This window comes from Tranquillimonas alkanivorans (assembly GCF_900115595.1).
GTDB lineage: Bacteria > Pseudomonadota > Alphaproteobacteria > Rhodobacterales > Rhodobacteraceae > Tranquillimonas > Tranquillimonas alkanivorans.
On sequence record NZ_FOXA01000049.1, the window covers coordinates 1 to 15,820 of the forward strand.

At 67.1% G+C, this 15,820-nt stretch carries 18 protein-coding genes and 1 pseudogene; 10 read left to right on the forward strand and 9 right to left on the reverse strand.

Annotation, left to right across the window (positions count from 1 at the left end):
• Positions 1–291 precede the first annotated feature (291 nt).
• From BM162_RS21380 to BM162_RS22620, 8 genes are all read left to right on the forward strand, one after another.
• The gene (locus tag BM162_RS21380; protein ID WP_245759371.1) at positions 292–1,344 is read left to right on the forward strand and encodes a zinc-dependent alcohol dehydrogenase family protein; all 1,053 of its coding nucleotides are present in this window, start codon (positions 292–294) and stop codon (positions 1,342–1,344) included.
• A gap of 185 nt (positions 1,345–1,529) precedes the next feature.
• Positions 1,530–3,062, forward strand: coding sequence for a bifunctional aminoglycoside phosphotransferase/ATP-binding protein (locus BM162_RS21385; RefSeq protein WP_093425807.1), 1,533 nt, complete (start codon positions 1,530–1,532; stop codon positions 3,060–3,062).
• Between the two features lie 185 nt (positions 3,063–3,247).
• Entirely contained in the window at positions 3,248–4,984 is a 1,737-nt protein-coding gene (gene acsA / locus BM162_RS21390; RefSeq protein WP_093425808.1) for an acetate--CoA ligase, read from the forward strand.
• Between the two features lie 2 nt (positions 4,985–4,986).
• The gene (pdhA, locus tag BM162_RS21395) at positions 4,987–6,978 is read left to right on the forward strand and encodes a pyruvate dehydrogenase (acetyl-transferring) E1 component subunit alpha (RefSeq protein WP_439332844.1); all 1,992 of its coding nucleotides are present in this window, start codon (positions 4,987–4,989) and stop codon (positions 6,976–6,978) included.
• Positions 6,978–8,186, forward strand: coding sequence for a dihydrolipoamide acetyltransferase family protein (locus BM162_RS21400; protein WP_093425811.1), 1,209 nt, complete (start codon positions 6,978–6,980; stop codon positions 8,184–8,186). Before pdhA ends, BM162_RS21400 begins: the two co-directional genes overlap by 1 nt.
• Positions 8,183–8,428 carry an acyl carrier protein gene (locus BM162_RS21405; protein ID WP_093425813.1) on the forward strand — a complete coding sequence of 82 codons (246 nt, stop codon included), beginning with the start codon at positions 8,183–8,185 and terminating at the stop codon, positions 8,426–8,428. Before BM162_RS21400 ends, BM162_RS21405 begins: the two co-directional genes overlap by 4 nt.
• A 40-nt stretch (positions 8,429–8,468) precedes the next feature.
• Positions 8,469–8,717, forward strand: coding sequence for a hypothetical protein (locus BM162_RS22615; RefSeq protein WP_143096279.1), 249 nt, complete (start codon positions 8,469–8,471; stop codon positions 8,715–8,717).
• Between the two features lie 163 nt (positions 8,718–8,880).
• Positions 8,881–9,360 carry a hypothetical protein gene (locus BM162_RS22620; RefSeq protein ID WP_143096280.1) on the forward strand — a complete coding sequence of 160 codons (480 nt, stop codon included), beginning with the start codon at positions 8,881–8,883 and terminating at the stop codon, positions 9,358–9,360.
• 157 nt (positions 9,361–9,517) lie between these two features.
• On the opposite strand, the gene BM162_RS21415 is transcribed toward BM162_RS22620, so the two are convergent.
• The 4 genes and pseudogenes from BM162_RS21415 to groL form a co-directional block, all read right to left on the reverse strand.
• Entirely contained in the window at positions 9,518–9,874 is a 357-nt protein-coding gene (locus BM162_RS21415) for an SPW repeat protein (RefSeq protein WP_177215329.1), read from the reverse strand.
• 84 nt (positions 9,875–9,958) lie between these two features.
• Positions 9,959–10,087, reverse strand: coding sequence for a hypothetical protein (locus tag BM162_RS23540; RefSeq protein WP_342741202.1), 129 nt, complete (start codon positions 10,085–10,087; stop codon positions 9,959–9,961).
• A gap of 293 nt (positions 10,088–10,380) precedes the next feature.
• A pseudogene (locus BM162_RS23585) lies at positions 10,381–10,641 on the reverse strand (DNA-binding protein); the annotation flags it as partial.
• 24 nt (positions 10,642–10,665) lie between these two features.
• On the reverse strand, positions 10,666–12,294 hold the full coding sequence (gene groL / locus BM162_RS21425; protein ID WP_093425819.1) for a chaperonin GroEL: 1,629 nt from the start codon (positions 12,292–12,294) through the stop codon (positions 10,666–10,668).
• 128 nt (positions 12,295–12,422) lie between these two features.
• Here groL and BM162_RS21430 point away from each other — a divergent pair, with 128 nt between their 5' ends.
• A complete protein-coding gene (locus BM162_RS21430; RefSeq protein WP_093425820.1) occupies positions 12,423–12,842 on the forward strand; it encodes a CBS domain-containing protein in 420 nt (139 codons plus the stop codon).
• Between the two features lie 326 nt (positions 12,843–13,168).
• On the opposite strand, the gene BM162_RS21435 is transcribed toward BM162_RS21430, so the two are convergent.
• From BM162_RS21435 to BM162_RS21440, 3 genes are read right to left on the reverse strand one after another with little or no spacing between them, the layout of a single operon-like run.
• The gene (locus BM162_RS21435) at positions 13,169–13,594 is read right to left on the reverse strand and encodes a DUF2267 domain-containing protein (RefSeq protein WP_093425822.1); all 426 of its coding nucleotides are present in this window, start codon (positions 13,592–13,594) and stop codon (positions 13,169–13,171) included.
• 25 nt (positions 13,595–13,619) lie between these two features.
• The gene (locus BM162_RS23410; RefSeq protein WP_245759372.1) at positions 13,620–13,730 is read right to left on the reverse strand and encodes a BON domain-containing protein; all 111 of its coding nucleotides are present in this window, start codon (positions 13,728–13,730) and stop codon (positions 13,620–13,622) included.
• Positions 13,727–14,266 carry a BON domain-containing protein gene (locus tag BM162_RS21440; protein WP_245759373.1) on the reverse strand — a complete coding sequence of 180 codons (540 nt, stop codon included), beginning with the start codon at positions 14,264–14,266 and terminating at the stop codon, positions 13,727–13,729. Before BM162_RS21440 ends, BM162_RS23410 begins: the two co-directional genes overlap by 4 nt.
• Positions 14,267–14,501: 235 nt before the next feature.
• Here BM162_RS21440 and BM162_RS21445 point away from each other — a divergent pair, with 235 nt between their 5' ends.
• Positions 14,502–15,041, forward strand: a complete 540-nt coding sequence (locus BM162_RS21445; RefSeq protein WP_093425823.1) for a Crp/Fnr family transcriptional regulator — start codon at positions 14,502–14,504, stop codon at positions 15,039–15,041.
• A 75-nt stretch (positions 15,042–15,116) separates the two neighbouring features.
• On the opposite strand, the gene BM162_RS21450 is transcribed toward BM162_RS21445, so the two are convergent.
• Positions 15,117–15,536: an Hsp20/alpha crystallin family protein gene (locus BM162_RS21450; protein WP_093425825.1), complete on the reverse strand. Its 420-nt coding sequence runs from the start codon at positions 15,534–15,536 to the stop codon at positions 15,117–15,119.
• A 21-nt stretch (positions 15,537–15,557) separates the two neighbouring features.
• On the reverse strand, positions 15,558–15,820 hold a 263-nt coding region (locus tag BM162_RS21455; RefSeq protein ID WP_143096282.1), incomplete at its 5' end, for an integrase core domain-containing protein.

Genomic DNA, 15,820 nt, shown 5'->3' on the forward strand with positions numbered 1-15,820 from the left:
CATAACGGGATCATTTTATCCCTGGGGGCGGACCACTCCAGCGGGGGGACTCCAGACCCCTATGGCGCATAGCGGTCATGCGGAGCGGCATCGGCTCGCCGTTTAGCGCTGCCCCAGGACGTCCGCTTTTGCAGATTGACCGAAAGCATCTCGCTCCGCGATGAAGGTTCGGCGCCCGCCCTTCTTGCCCTTGCGTCGCGCCCTATCTCAACCTGCCGCGAAACGGGCCCGAAGCAATCATCTGCTGCGAGGGCATCTCGGCTCTGAAGACCCGATCAATGACGGCCGTCAATGCTGTTCGCCCAAGGGGTCGACAGTGTCGAGACGATGAAAGCAATGGTTTTCGAGGGCACCGGACCGCGCCTGATCCTTCGTGAGGTCCCGGTGCCAACGCCCGGGTCGGACCAAGTCTTGGTCCGCATCGAAACTTGTGGTGTCTGCCGGACCGATCTGCACGTCATCGACGGCGACCTTCCCGACCCTGTCCTTCCGCTGGTTCCGGGCCACGAGATCGTGGGCCGTGTGGAAGCGTGCGGCCGCGACGTCGACTGGCTTCAGGCAGGCCAGCGCGTCGGCATCCCTTGGCTGGGACACACCTGCCGTGTGTGCCGTTACTGCCGCAGCGACATGGAGAACCTCTGCGATGCGCCACGCTTCACCGGGTACAAGGTGAACGGCGGGTTCGCGGAATACTGCGTCGCCGACGCCCGCTATGTCTTCTCGCTGGACGAAACCGCCGATCCGGTTTCGCTTGCGCCGCTTCTTTGTGCGGGCCTCATCGGCTTCCGCAGCTTCCGCTTGGCCGGCGCAGCGGGCCGGCTTGGATTGTTCGGGTTCGGCGCGGCGGCACACATCCTCTGCCAGATCGCCCGGCACGAGGGCAGCGAAGTCTATGCCTTCACCCGCGAAGGAGACCTGGGGGCGCAAGCCTTCGCCCGCGAACTCGGGGCGGTCTGGGCCGGGGACTCGGGGCAGAGCCCTCCCGACGAACTCGATGCCGCGATCATCTTCGCTCCGGTCGGAGCGTTGGTGCCGCGCGCGCTGAAGACGCTCAGGAAAGGCGGCCGGCTGGTCTGCGGCGGCATCCACATGACGGACATCCCCGCGTTCCCTTACGCCGACCTCTGGCACGAGCGCAGCGTTACCTCCGTCGCGAACTTGACCCGCCGCGACGGAGGGCTGTTCTTTCCGCTCGCCGCCGCGGCCTCTGTCCGTACGCACACAACCGCCTATCCCCTCGAACGGGCGAACGAGGCGCTGAGCGATCTACGCGAGGGACGCCTGAAGGGCGCGGCGGTACTGCAGATTTGGCCGGGGCATCGTCGCCGCTCAATGGCGCAGTAGGGCTCTCGCGGAAGGGCCCTTCGGAGGCCGAGTTGCATTCGGAGGCCGCAGCCGTGGTGGGTCGCATCCTGAAGGGCCGCGGCGCTTGACCTGCGTCATTGCCGCAAAGGGCCAAGGCGGCCAAGTCTCGTGACGGTCCTGCCGGGAAGCCGCCTCTGCACAGCGCAAAGCCAAAAAGAGACCGCATGGTAAATGAGCCGCCGCATGACCAGCACGAGGTCGTGGCCTTCTTGAGGTCCGGCGCAGCACACGGTGGCGTTGCACCGGTGGAGGTCATCGAGACGCATGGCGCACTGGTCTTCTTGGCGGGAGAGACGGCGCTCAAGATCAAGCGTGCGGTACGTTACGATTACATGGATCTCTCCACCATTGATCGACGCGAGGCAATGCTGCGGCGCGAGCTGGACTTGAACCGTCCACGAGCGCCGATGATCTATCGCGATGTCGTACCCGTCACACGGGAAGACAATGGAGAACTGGCCCTCGGCGGATCTGGCCCGCCTGTGGAATGGGCGCTTCGCATGTGGCGCTTTCCCAAGAGCGCCGAACTGGCTGAAATTGCCGCCCAAGGTGCGCTGGATGATACGTTGGCCACGGCCCTGGGGCGTGCGATCCAAGCCTACCATGCCGCCTGCCCGCGCCGCGATGCTGCTGGCGGAGCGCTGATCGGAGAGATCCTCGATGAGCTCGACCGCGTGTTCGACGGAATGCCGGACGCGCTGAACGCAGAATCTGTGCGCCGTTTCCATGACCTTTCTCGACAGGGTCACGGCCGGCTGAGCGGATTCTTGGATGCGCGAACGGTTGCAGGGCGCGTCCGGCGTGCACATGGCGATCTGCATCTGCACAACATCGTCTTGTACGAGGGTCGACCTGTGCCGTTCGACGCGCTGGAGTTCGACGAGACGCTGGGAACCTGCGACGTTCTTTACGATCTCGCCTTCCTGCTCATGGACCTATGGCACCGGCGACTTCGTGTGGCGGCGAACGCAGTCCTGGGGAGCTATCTCCTGTCGGCGGACGGAGCAGAGGATGCGGGAGTTCGGACCCTGCCGTTGTTCCAAGCGGTGCGAGCCGCTATCCGAGCCATGACCACCGTGCAAACGGCGCGGGCCACAGGGAAGGATGGACCGGTCACCGAAGCGGGCTCCTATCTCGACCTCGCCTGCGATTTGCTGACGCCGGCGCCGGCGCGCCTCGTCGCAGTGGGCGGCGTCTCCGGCACCGGCAAGACCGTGCTCGCCCGCATGCTTTCGCCGGGCCTGGGTGCGCCGCCGGGCGCCGTCCATCTGCGCACGGACACCGAGCGCAAGGCGATGCTATCCGCTCCGGAGGATGCGCGGCTGCCACAGGCCGCCTACACGACCGATGGCCGGGCCCGCGTCTACCGCCGCCTCTATGACCGAGCCGGCAATCTTCTGGCGGCGGGCCATAGCGTCGTCTTTGACGCGACCTTCCTCGATCCCGAGGATCGAGCGCGCGTGGAGGAGATTGCGAGATCGAACGGTGCCGCCTTCACCGGCCTCTGGCTCGCCGCACCCGAGGCAACTCTCGTGAACCGGGTGAGCGCAAGGTCGGGCGATGCATCCGACGCCAATGCGCAGGTAGTGCGTGCGCAACTGGCGGTTTCCGCCGACGGATCCGGCTGGCTGCGGGTGGACGCAGCGGGAACGCCGGACCAGACGCTTGCTCGAGCGAAGGCGCTGCTTTCAGACTGACGGTTGCTCGCACGGTGCTCTTTGCCTCACTTGCGTTTCCCGGGGGTGATGTGGGTGGCCCCTGAGATGGCGAAGTTCTCGCCCGCAGGGTCTGACGCTGCGCCGGGAGACTTCGTGGCTCTCAATGACGCGTGTCATCGCGAATCCGCGCTTCTCGGTGCTCACTGAGGTCCGGAGGAATGCGCATGACCGAACGGCCCGATGCCCCGCGCCCGCAGCGCATCTGCAAGTCACTCAATGGTGCGGAGGCACTCTCCGACCCGGAGAAGCTGCGGGCGGAGTTGATCAGCGGCCTGCCCGGCGGAGGGCTCAATATCGCGTACGAGGCAGTGGACCGGCACGTGACACAGGGCCAGGGCGGCGCGACGGCGATCCGGTGGCTCGGCAAGGGCGGCGAGCGGCGCGAACTGTCCTACTGCGACTTGGCCGACCGTTCATCCCGGTTCGCCGCCGTGCTGCACTCCCACGGCCTCGGCAAGGGAGACCGCGTGTTCTGCCTGATGGACCGCACGCCAGACCTATTCGCCGCCGCGCTCGGCACGCTGCGGGCGGGCATGGTGTTCACGCCGCTCTTCTCGGCCTTCGGGCCCGACCCGATCCGCACGCGGATGGAAATCGGGGAGGCGAACGTGCTGGTGACGACCGCGTCGCTCTATCGCCGCAAGATCGCGCCTTGGCGCCAGCAAATCCCGTCGCTGAAGCTGGTGTTGATCGAAGGGGATGACGCGCCGGAGGACTGCGTCGCTCTCTCCCCAGCCCTCGACGCTGCGAACGGCGGCGGCGAAATCTGCCGCACCGGGCCGGAGGACACGGCCCTGATCCACTTCACCAGCGGCACGACGGGCAAGCCCAAGGGTGTGATCCACGTTCACAAGGCGGTGGAGAGCCATGCAGTCACGGGCCGCGTCGCGCTCGACCTGCAGCCCGGCACCGTGTTCTGGTGCACGGCCGATCCCGGCTGGGTGACCGGCACCTCCTACGGGATCCTTGCGCCGCTGGTGCACCGCGCGACGCTGGTGGTGGACGAGGCCGAATTCGACCTCGACCTCTGGTACAACACGCTCGTACGCGAGAAGGTGGAGGTCTGGTACACCGCCCCCACCGCCATCCGCATGATGATGCGTGCGGGCGAGGCGGCGGCCAAACCGTACGACTTCTCGCGCCTGCGGTTCCTCGCCAGCGTGGGCGAGCCGTTGAACCCTGAAGCGGTCGTATGGTCGGACCGCGTTTTCGGCCGCCCCTTCCACGACAACTGGTGGCAGACCGAGACGGGCGGCATCATGATCGCCAACACCCGCACGATGGACATCAAGCCCGGCTCGATGGGCAAGCCGCTTCCCGGCATCGAGGCGGGGGTGGTCGAGCGACAGGACGACGGGGTCCGCGAACTGAAGCCCGGCGAGGTGGGAGAACTGGCCCTTCGGCCCGGATGGCCGTCGATGATGCGGGGCTACCTGCACGAGGAGGAACGCTACAGAAAGGCGTTCGCCGGCGGCTGGTACCTCTCCGGCGATCTCGCGATGCGGGACGACGAGGGGTACTACTGGTTCGTTGGGCGCGCTGACGACCTGATCAAGTCCTCCGGCCACCTGATCGGACCATTCGAGGTCGAGAGCGCCCTGATCGAGCACCCGGCCGTGGCTGAAGCCGCCGTCATCGGTCTGCCGGATGAAACCGCGGGCGAGGTGGTGAAGGCCTACGTCACGCTGAACCATGGCTACGCTCCGGGCGAGGCGCTTGAGCACGACATCCGTGGCCACGCGCGCAAGCGGCTTGGCCCAGCCGTCGCCCCGCGCGAGATCACGTTCCGCACCTCTCTGCCCAAGACGCGCTCGGGCAAGATCATGCGCCGGCTGCTGAAGGCACGGGAACTGGGACTGCCCGAGGGGGACATCTCGACGTTGGAGAGGGACGAGAGATGAGCGTGGCCGACAAACCCCGGCTGAGCCACGACCACGTGCTTCAGCTTCTCGCCGGGATGATCCGCATCCGCCGGTTCGAGGACAAGTGCGCCGAGCTCTACACGCAGGAGAAGATACGCGGCTTCCTTCACCTCTACGACGGGGAAGAGGCGATCGCGGTGGGCGTGATCCCGGTGCTCGGCCCCGAGGACCGGATCGTGGCGACCTATCGCGAACACGGCCATGCGCTGGCCCGCGGCGTGTCGATGAACGCGATCATGGCCGAGATGTTCGGCAAGGCCGAGGGATGCTCGGGCGGGCGCGGCGGGTCGATGCACCTGTTCGACGCGGGCCACAACTTCTATGGCGGCAACGCCATCGTCGGGGGCGGCCTGCCGCTGGCCGCCGGCCTCGCGCTCGCCGACCGGATGCAGGGCAGCGGCAAGGTCACCGCCTGCTTCTTCGGCGAAGGCGCGGTGGCCGAGGGCGAGTTCCACGAGTCGATGAACCTTTCGCAGCTCTGGTCCCTGCCCGTCCTCTTCGTGTGCGAGAACAACGGCTATGCCATGGGCACGGCGCTCGCGCGTTCGGAAAGCCAACAGGACGTCGCCGCCAAGGCCGCCGCCTATGGCATGGAGGCGCACACGATCGACGGAATGGACGTGGTCGCCGTGGAGTCGGCGGCGCGGCGGGCGATGGCCAGCATCCGCGAAACCGGGAAGCCCGTGCTCCTGGACTGTCGCACCTACCGCTTCCGCGCGCACTCGATGTTCGATGCCCAGCTTTACCGCGAGAAGGACGAGGTCGAGAGCTGGCGCAAGCGCGGCCCCATCGTGCGCTTCCAGACCTGGCTGCTGGACAACCACCTGATCCACCGAGACGACATCGACCGGATCGAGCGCGGCATCACCGACGAGATCGCCGCCGCCGTCGCCTTCGCCGAGGCGGGCACCTGGGAGCCGGTAGACGACCTGACCCGCCACGTCACCGGCGACCCGGTGCCGCCGCCCGAGCCGGCCCCGCCCTCGGGCGAGACGGTCGAGATCACCTATCGCGAGGCGGTGAAGCAGGCGATCCGCGACGCGATGATCCACGACGACCGGGTGTTCCTGATGGGCGAGGACGTGGGCGCCTATGGCGGCTGTTATGCCGTGACCAAGGGAATGCTGGCCGAGTTCGGCCCCGACCGCATCCGCGACACGCCGCTGTCGGAATCAGGCTTCACCGGTGCGGGCATCGGGGCGGCGGCGGCGGGGATGCGACCGATCGTCGAGCTGATGACGGTGAACTTCAGCCTGCTGGCGCTGGACCAGATCCTCAACACCGCCGCCACCATGCGGCACATGTCGGGCGGCCAGTTCGGCGTGCCCCTTGTCATCCGGCTGGCCACTGGCGCGGGCAAGCAACTGGCGGCCCAGCATTCCCATTCGCTCGAGGGCTGGTATGCCCACATCCCCGGCCTGCGCGTGCTGGCTCCCGCCACGGTCGAGGACGCGCGCGGCATGCTATGGACCGCGCTGCAGGATCCCGACCCGGTGCTGATCTTCGAGAACGTCATGCTTTACAACATGACGGGGGCGCTCGACGTGAAGGCCGGTCCAGTCGACCTCGACCGCGCCGCCATCCGGCGTGAGGGCACCGATGTCACGCTGATCACCTATGGCGGCTCGCTGTGGAAGACGCTGGAGGCGGCGGAGGAGCTGGAGCGCGATGGTATCTCGGCCGAGGTCGTCGACCTGCGCAGCCTCCGCCCGCTCGACGACGAGACGATCATGGGCTCCCTCGCCCGCACCCGCCGCGCGGTGATCGTGGACGAGGGGTGGCGCAGCGGCTCGCTTTCGGCCGAGGTCTCGGCACGGATCACGGAGCAGGTGTTCTGGCACCTCGATGCGCCGGTCGGGCGGGTCTGCTCCGAAGAGGTTCCGATCCCCTATCCCAAGCACCTCGAGGACGCCGCCATCCCGCAGGTCCCGCGTATCATCGCCGCCGCCAAAGCCGCGCTGGGGCGGGATTGATGGGCGTCTTCACCATGCCCTCCCTCGGCGCGGACATGGAGGCGGGCACGCTGGTGGAATGGCTCGTGCAGCCCGGTGACACGGTCAGTCGCGGCGACGTCATCGCAGTGGTCGAAACACAGAAGGGCGCGATCGAGGTCGAGGTGTTCGAGGACGGCGTCGTGCAGGGTCTGATGGCGGAGCTTGGCGCGATCCTGCCGGTCGGAACCCCGCTTGCGCGCATCGGAGCGGAGGGAGCACCCGTCGCGGAGAAGATGGCAAAGGAAGCACCGGCGACGAACGTGCCGGCCGCACCGGAGCGCGAACTACCTTGTCGCGAAGCCGCGCCGCCTGCGTCCGGCCCGTCTCAATCCAAGCCGCAGCCCGCACCGCCCCCGCGTCCGAAGCCTTCGGCGCGGGCGCGGCCCGCCGCGTCCCCCGCGGCGCGGGCGAAGGCGGCGGAACTCGGGGTGGATCTCTCTGTAGTTACTGGCACCGGGCCCGGCGGTGCCGTCGTGCTGGAGGACGTGGAGCAGGCGCGCGCTCCGGCGCAGCCTCTCGACCCAGCCGCCGAGATGCGCCGCGCCATCGCCGCCGCGATGGTTCGCTCGAAGCGCGAGATCCCGCACTTCTACCTTTCCACCACCATCGACCTCGAGGCCGCCACCGCGTGGCTCGCGGCCTACAACGAGGTCCGGACCCCGGACGATCGCCTCCTCCTCGGTACGCTTTTCGCGAAGGCGGCGGCCCTCGCGGCCGCGCAGGTTCGGCAGGTCAACGGCCACTACCTCGACGCCACGTTCGTCCCCGCCGACACTGTCAACCTCGGCATCGCCATCTCGCTGCGCGGAGGAGGCCTGGTCGCACCCGCCATATCCGACGCGCAGAACCGCCCCCTGCCCGAGCTCATGCTGGCCATGAAGGACATGGTCTCCCGCGCCCGCGCCGCGCGGCTGCGAAGCTCCGAGCTGACGAGCGGCACGCTCACCCTGTCGAGCCTCGGCGAGACCGGCGCGAACGAAATGATCGGAGTTATCCACCCGCCGCAGGTCGCGCTTCTGTGCCTCGGCGCACCGCGCATTGAGCCGCGCGCCACCGGCGACGGCATCACGCCCCGCCGCGTCGTCACCGCGTCGCTTTCGGCAGACCACCGGGTCAGCGACGGTCGGACCGCGACCCGCTTCCTCACCGCCTTCGACGCCCACCTGCAAACACCGGAGGAGCTGTGACCGAAGCCGAAATCCGAAAGGCCTTCCTCGACGCGCTGACCATGATCGCTCCCGACCTCGATGCGGCGACCATTGGAGGCGGCGACCACCTCCAGGACGACCTCGAGCTTGACTCGATGGACATCCTCAACCTCGTCACGGCACTGCACGACCGCCTCAGGCTCAACATCCCCGAGCGGGACTACCCTCGGATCGCGACGCCGGACAAGGCGGTAAGGTATCTTCAGGAAGCCGGCGCCTGAGGACTGTCGGCGCCGGGATCCGGCGGCCCTGTCCGAACGCGTGGCAGCGCTCGAGCCGGGACAGGAGGGGCGTCTTGTCATCCTTCGCTCCGGGGAGCGGACCGAGCTCCCGGTAAGGGCCGGGCTTGCACCCGGCGCCGCACCGCCTCCTGTCACCGAGGAAGGAACCTACGTGCCGGGCCTGGGCGCCACCGTGCGCAACCTGGCAGAGGGCGAAGAGACGGAACTTGGGGTCCCGGAGGGTCGGCGCGGCGTGCTGGTGCTGTCGGTGGACGACGCGAGGGCTTAGGCTGGCCTCCAGCCCGACGATTCGATCCCCCTGTCGGACGCGCGGTGATTGACGATTTCTTGGGCCTGACGGCGCGTCTCGACCGAAGCGAACGTCAGAAGGTTCTGCTCCGCCTGATCCGCGACGGAGCGCCTCTCTTCGACGCCGTGCGGTTCCGGTCGGAATGAACCGCCACTCCGCCAGCGATAAAAGGGCGGCGGATGCAACTTTCCACCGCAAAGGATTCAGATCGCACGGCTCGGCTTGGCCGGCTCAGCTCTCTTCGATGGAAGCGGCAGAGACTTCAGTACCTGAGGACCTCTCGTGCTTCTTCGATGAGCGCGGCGATGTTGGACCCGCCGCTTTCCCCCTCGTCGCGCGCCGCGACGATGATCTTCATCGCCATGGCACGCAAGGTTTCGGCTGGCCGGTTCAAGATCGCCCGCTCGAGTTCCATTGCGACAGCAACGGCTTGATCGAAAGCCGAGGTGGCGTCGCCGCCGTTTTTCATCTTGTCCAGCGTCGCTACCTGCTCGCGCCACTCTCCGAAAAGCCTTTCCAGATCATGATCTTGCTGATTTTCGATCTTGAGGCCTCCTCAATAGCCGTCCGGCCCAAGGTCATACGCGAGCAGTACACGAGAAGCTGGCCCGCTGCCGCTTAAGGTCAATGCTTGGCCCAAAAGAAGGACGGCGAGGGTTTGGTGACCGCCCCAGCGCTCTGTTTCCCGCGCGGGACTTCTTTCTCCTGAAGTGCAGGCAAAGGCCCTTGTCGTTCTCGGCGCAGGCGGCGCAGCCGGCCTGGCTGCCCCGCCGCGTCCGTCATGCGTGACCCGCGCTGCTTTCGTCGTATAGGGTCCACGTCGCGAGCGCCGCGATGATCACTCCGCATATCACGGTGTTCCACGCTGCCGTCTGAGCGGTGCTGAAGGCAAGAAGCCAGGGCGACGCGGCCAGCCAGACGCCGAGCGCGACCGCGATCCACTCCTCCCAGTTGCGGAACGCCGCAAGCGCCGAAGCCGCCAGGATCAGCGCGAGGCCGCCGCAGACGAGGAAGTTCGCCATGAGAAGAGTCGTGGACGTCCCTTCCCCGAGCGAGAAGTCCAGAACGAAGGGTGAGGCAATGAGCCAGAGGCCGACGAGCCCCGTCACCCAGTCCTGCCAATGCCGATGTTCCATCTGATGCTCCATCGATCGGATGCCGACATTCTGGATGATGGCGAAGGCACACAGAAAAGCATTGACGGCAATCAACGCCGCCTCTCATCGCGCCGGCGTGATACCGGTGGCGTAAGGACCCTTTTCGCCCTCGCGCTCGTGAAAACGCAGCCGCTCCCCCTTCTCCAGGCCGCTCCAATCGCCCTGCACCAGGCTGTCTTTCTCGAAGAACACCTCGCGTCCGTCATCGGCCCGCAGCAGGCCCCAGCCCAGCTCCTTCTCCAGCGTTTCGGTCCGCCCGTGCAGGAGTGCGTCCAGGTTGGCAAGAATGGGCTGCCTGCGGCGCGGCCCGATACCCGGGATGCGCGGGTCGCCAGGTCCGAGTGCCGTCTCCAGCTCCTCGAGTGTTTCGATGTCGCCCTCCCGAGCAATACGGTGGGCGAGCGCTCCGCCGATACGGACGGTGCGGAGCTCTCGGGGGTGAACTCGCCCTTCACGCGGTCGAGCTGCCGCCAGCGGCCGGTCGTGAGCATCTCGGCGATGGCCGCCGCGATGCCGCGCCTGACCCTGGGGAGCCGGATCAGAGCCTCCACGCCGCCGCTCCGCAGCACCTCGCCCAGCGGCTCATGCAACCGCTCGAGACGGTTTGCGGCTTCAAGACAGGCACGCACCCGAAAGCCATCCTCGCCCTGCTGCTCCAGAAGGGCGGCATACTCGCTCAGGCGATCCGCGATCCTGCGGTTCTCGTCCGGGATCCTGCCGCCGGTCGTCTCGGGATCGTCAGCCATGATCGTGCTCCTGCGCGCACGAGATCAGATGTAATCTTCCGCCTCCATCCGCGTCGGCTTGCGCTCCGGCTCGTCCTCTTCCTCGATCATCGTCGCCTCTGTCAGCAGGAGCGTGCCCGCCACCGACACAGCGTTCTCGAGCGCCACGCGCACAACCTTGGTCGGGTCCACGATCCCCGCCTCGGTGAGGTCGGTGTAGCGGTTTGCGGCCGCGTCGAAGCCGTGCGCGCCTGTGCCCTTGCGCATCTCGGCCACGACCACGCCGCCATCGGCACCGGAGTTCTCGGCGATCTGCCGCGCCGGGGCCGACAGGGCGTGGGCAAGGCAGAGCACGCCGGTACGGCGGTCGCCCTCCAGCGCCTCGGCCGCCGTTTCGACCGCGTCGATGGCGCGCACCAGAGCCAGGCCGCCGCCGGGCACGACACCCTCCTCCACCGCGGCCTTCGTGGCGTGGATGGCGTCGTCGAGCGCCTCCTTGCGCGACTTGAGCTCCGCCTCGGTGGCCGCCCCCGCGCGAATGACGGCCACACCGCCCGACAGCTTGGCGAGCCGCTCCTGGAGCTTTTCGCGGTCGTAGTCGCTCGTCGTGTCCTCGATCTGCCGCCGGATCTGGGCCAGCCGCCCGGCGATGGTGTCGCGGTCGCCGCCCCCGCCGACGATGGTCGTGCTTTCGCGGTCCACCCGCGCCGAGGCGGCGCGGCCGAGATCGTCGAGCGTCAGCTTTTCGATGTCCACGCCCAGATCGGGCGACACAACGCGGCAGCCCGTCAGAACGCCGATGTCTTCCAGCATCGCGCGGCGGCGATCGCCGAAACCCGGCGCCTTCACCGCCACGACCTTCAGCGTGCCGCGCAGCTTGTTGACCACGAGCGTGGCCAGCGCCTCGTCGTCCAGATCCTCGGCCACGATCAGAAGCGATCGGCTCGCCTGCATCACCGCCTCAAGAAGCGGCACAAGGGGTCTGAGGCCACTCAGCTTCTTCTCGTGCAGCAGAATGGCCGGCTGGTCGAGCCGCGCCGTCAACGTCTCGGCCTCGGTCACGAAGTACGGCGAGATGTAGCCGCGGTCGAACTGGAGCCCCTCGACCACCTCGAGCACCGTCTCGGTGCTGCGCGAGTCCTCGACCATGATCGCGCCCTCGTCGCCCACCTTCTCCATCGCCTCGGCCACCATCTTGCCGATGGCGTCATCGTTGTGCGCCGAGATCGTCGCGACCTGCCGTTTTTCCTGATGTGAGCGCACCGGGCGCGACAGGGCGCGGACCGCGTCCACTGCGGCGGCCAGCCCCTCCTCCAGACCCCGCTTGAGCTCGATCGCGGAGGCCCCGGCGGCGACGTTGCGCAGCCCCTCGGCGAATATGGCACTGGCCAGCACCGTCGCTGTCGATGTGCCATCGCCCACCGCGTCGCCGGTGCGTTCGGCTGCCTGCCGCAGAAGCTGGGCGCCCACGTCCTGCGCCGGGTCCTTCAGCTTGATCTCTTTCGCTATGGTGACGCCGTCGTTGCAGACGATCGGTGCGCCATAGCTTTTCTGGATCAGCACCGATTTCGACCGCGGGCCGAGCGTGACGCGCACGGCGTCGGCCAGCGCTTGCGTGCCCTTCAGAAGCGTCTCGCGCGCCGCCGAATGGAACAGGAGTCTCTTGTGGGCCATCCGCGAGTTTCCACACCGTGGTCGCCTGGCGAGCATCCGGCCGCGGGTTGCGTGTGGCAATGACGGCGGTCAATGAAGCGCGCCCGCGCCGAAGGCATCCTCGGCCCACACCCGAGGAGGACAAAGCGATGGACATCTCCAGCGCCATGCACAAGAGCGTCGACTGGGCGGATGCGGACACGCCCGTCTCGGAAATCGCCCGGATGATGAAGACCGACGACGTCGGCGCCATCCCGGTGGGCAAGGACGACCGCCTGATCGGCATGATCACCGATCGCGACATTGCAGTCCGCGTCGTCGCTGAGGGGCGCGACCCGAAGAAGGTGACCGCCGAGAAGGCGATGACGCCCGGCATCATCTATTGCCAGACGCACCAATCGGTCGAAGACGCCATACACCTGATGGAGCAGCGGCAGATCCGCCGCCTTCCGGTGTTGGACGAGAACAAGAGGATGGTCGGAATGCTGAGCCTCGGCGACATTTCTCACGCCGTGGCGCGGGAATTGGCCGGAGAGGCCATCCGCAGCGTGTCGGCCCACCATTCCTGAGGTTTGGACCGGATGTCCGGGAGGTGACTGCCAGATGAACCCTGCGCGATGTGCCGAAGCCGTTCGACCGTCTGCTCCCCCGTAGTCTCACCCTGGGTGGGCAGGCTGACAGGACGGCTCCGAAGGCCGGTCCTCGACAGCGGGCCGATCGATGCGCCACTCTGTCCGCATTCAAAGACGCTGGCCGATCTTCAGGTCCGTGCCAGCTTCCGACCGGGACCCATCGTACGCGCGTGCAAGTACCCCGACATGATGGGCGTCATTGAAGCGAGATCGTCGCCGCCCGTCCACGCCGATATGCCGAGCCCTGCGCGTCGGCGGGCACCTCAAAGCCACAGGTCGCGTAAAGGCTTTCGCATCGCCCGGGCGACCTGCTCGATCTCACCGGCCGACAGCTTCCGCCGCAGAAGGTCGAAGACCGCCGTGATCGCGCGTTCCGGGTCATAAAGCGGTTTCTCGACGAACGCAGAGGCGACGCGGTCGAGAAAATCATCCTTGCCGCGCGGATGCACCGGCGTGCGTGACGGTACCCAGTCCCCATAGTAGATACCGCGCACCAGAACCGGAAGCTGGGCCGCGAAATCCGCCGCCTCGTCCACCGTCAGGTAATCTCGCACCGCATGCAGGGTCTCGCGCAACAATATGTGTGCGCGGCCCTTCTCGCTCCAATGCAGATCCTCGCAGAGAAGGTTGAGCCACTCGGCCACCACCTGCGGCGCATGGTCCAGCGTCATGACACCGGTCGTCTTCATCTGCGCCTCCCAATTGCGGCCACGCCTATCTGATCCTCAGCTTGTTCTCGACCCGCGTGACCCCCGGACAGGCCCAGGCCGCGCGTTCGGTGATCCTGCGCTCGGGCAGGCTGTGCACGCGCCCTTCCAGCTTCACCGTGCCGTTGTGGACCGAGACCCGGATCCGGCCGCCTCGAGCTGGGCGTCCCGCTTCAGGGCCTTCTCGATGTGTTCGCGGACATCGGAGGAGCTGGCTCTCGGCGTGACGCTCAGATGCCCGGTAATGCCGCGGATACCCGCGATGCCGCGGATGGCCCGCTCGGCCGCGTCGCGCGGGTAGTCCCACTCCACCTCGCCGCTCAGGGTCACATGATCCTTTTCCACCACGATCCGGATCTTCTCCGACGGAACCGCCGTGTGCCATCGCAGGATGTTCGCCACGCGCCGCGCAATCTCGTCGTCGGCGGTGATGTGGGTGCCCGCCGGGCGCACCTCTATCTCCTCGGCGATCCCGCGCACGCCCTTGACCCGGCTGGTGATCTGCTCGGCCTTCGCGCGCTGAGCATAGGTTGGCACGTGACCGGTCAGCGTGACGATGCCTTCATCGACCGACACCCCGATATTGGCCGCATCGATACTCGGTTCGAATTCGAGCGCCTCGAGAACCTCCTGCCTGAGAAGAATACCCGACATGCCGTGTCTCCCGGAATTTCGCCGGTGTGCGCCGGCGCACGACCCGTGGCCTCGCCGGGCGTGCGCGCCGCTCCGCTGATGCTATCATGATGGCAATGATGCGCGGGCCGGGGAGATTCGCCATGACGGGCATCAAGGGGAGCGGCGTCCGCTGACGGAGCGGCGGGTGGCTCCGGATACAACGTAGACTTTCAGTTTCATTCAATTTTTTAACTCAATTTTCGAGAATGACCGGATGTCGCGGCACGAACACAACTACTCTTGCACCGCAGCCGACGGGCACCGTCAGATCGTTGCCTTCCTGACGGAAGGAGATTTCGTCGGCGTCGGCTTTCCGCGGCACGAGGACTGCGCCCTGGAAGCTGTTACCGACTGCGAGCTGCACCTCATCGAACGGCGGGTGCTTGACGACCAGCGGAAACGCGATGCCGAGCTGGAGCACCACATTCAGCAGCAAGTGGCGGACGCCTTGGTCCGCGCGCAGGAACTGGTCGGCCTGCTCGGGTATCGAAGCGTGACCGGGCGCCTCGCCGCATTCCTGCAGCGAGAGGCGGAGCGGCCGCGGCTGGTGACCGTGACCGCTTCGGACGAATTCAGGCTCCGGATCCCACGGCAGGACCTCGCCAGTTTCCTCGCGACCTCGACCGAGTCCATATGCCGAAGCCTTTACAAGCTGGATCGCACCGCCGCGATCCGTCTCCTGCGGCCGGACCGGTACGTGATCCTCGACAATAAGCTCCTCGAAACCTTCGCCGACGGAGATGCGATCCGGTGACGTCACGATGCGGGAGCGGTCTCAGGCGATGGGGCGCCCGTCGCCGCTCCCGAACCCTCGGCGACGTCGCACGCCTCAGCCCGTCTTCACCTCGATGCGCCGGGCGCTCGCTTTCGCCTCCGCCGATTTCGGCAGCGTGACCGTCAGCACTCCATCCGTCACGCGAGCGTCGATGGCATTCGCATCCACGTCCTGCGGCAGGCGCAGGCTGCGCTCGAAGGCGCCGTAGCGGCGCTCGCTGACCCGGTAAGAGGCCTTGGTCTCTTCTTTCTGCTCCTTCTTCTCACCTCGAACCGTCAGCATGTCGCCGGTGACCTTGATCTCGATCTCCTTCGGGTCGATCCCCGGGATCTCGGCGGTCAGGCGATAAGTACCGTCGTCTTCCACCAGGTCCATGGCAGGCTTCACCGGCCAGTCGAGCCGCCGGGCGAGCGACGACGGCCAGGACGGCGTCGGCCGCAGGGTGCCCCACGCGAACGGGTCGAACTGCCCCATTCGAGTGGTCCAGGTTGATTGTTAATGCATTGCCCTCCTTCGGTCGACGGTGACGATGGCTTCCGGGGCAGGCGGTCTGTAGCCCAGGGCGCTATGGGGGCGGATGGTATTGTAGTGGCGCCGCCATTGTTCGATGAGGATCTGGGCCTCGCGGAGCGAGTAGAAGATCTCCCCGTCGAGCAGCTCGTTGCGGAAGCGGGCGTTGAAGCTCTCACAATAGCCGTTCTCCCACGGTGATCCGGGCTCTATGAAGGCAGTTTTCGCGCCCACGGCTTCGATCCATT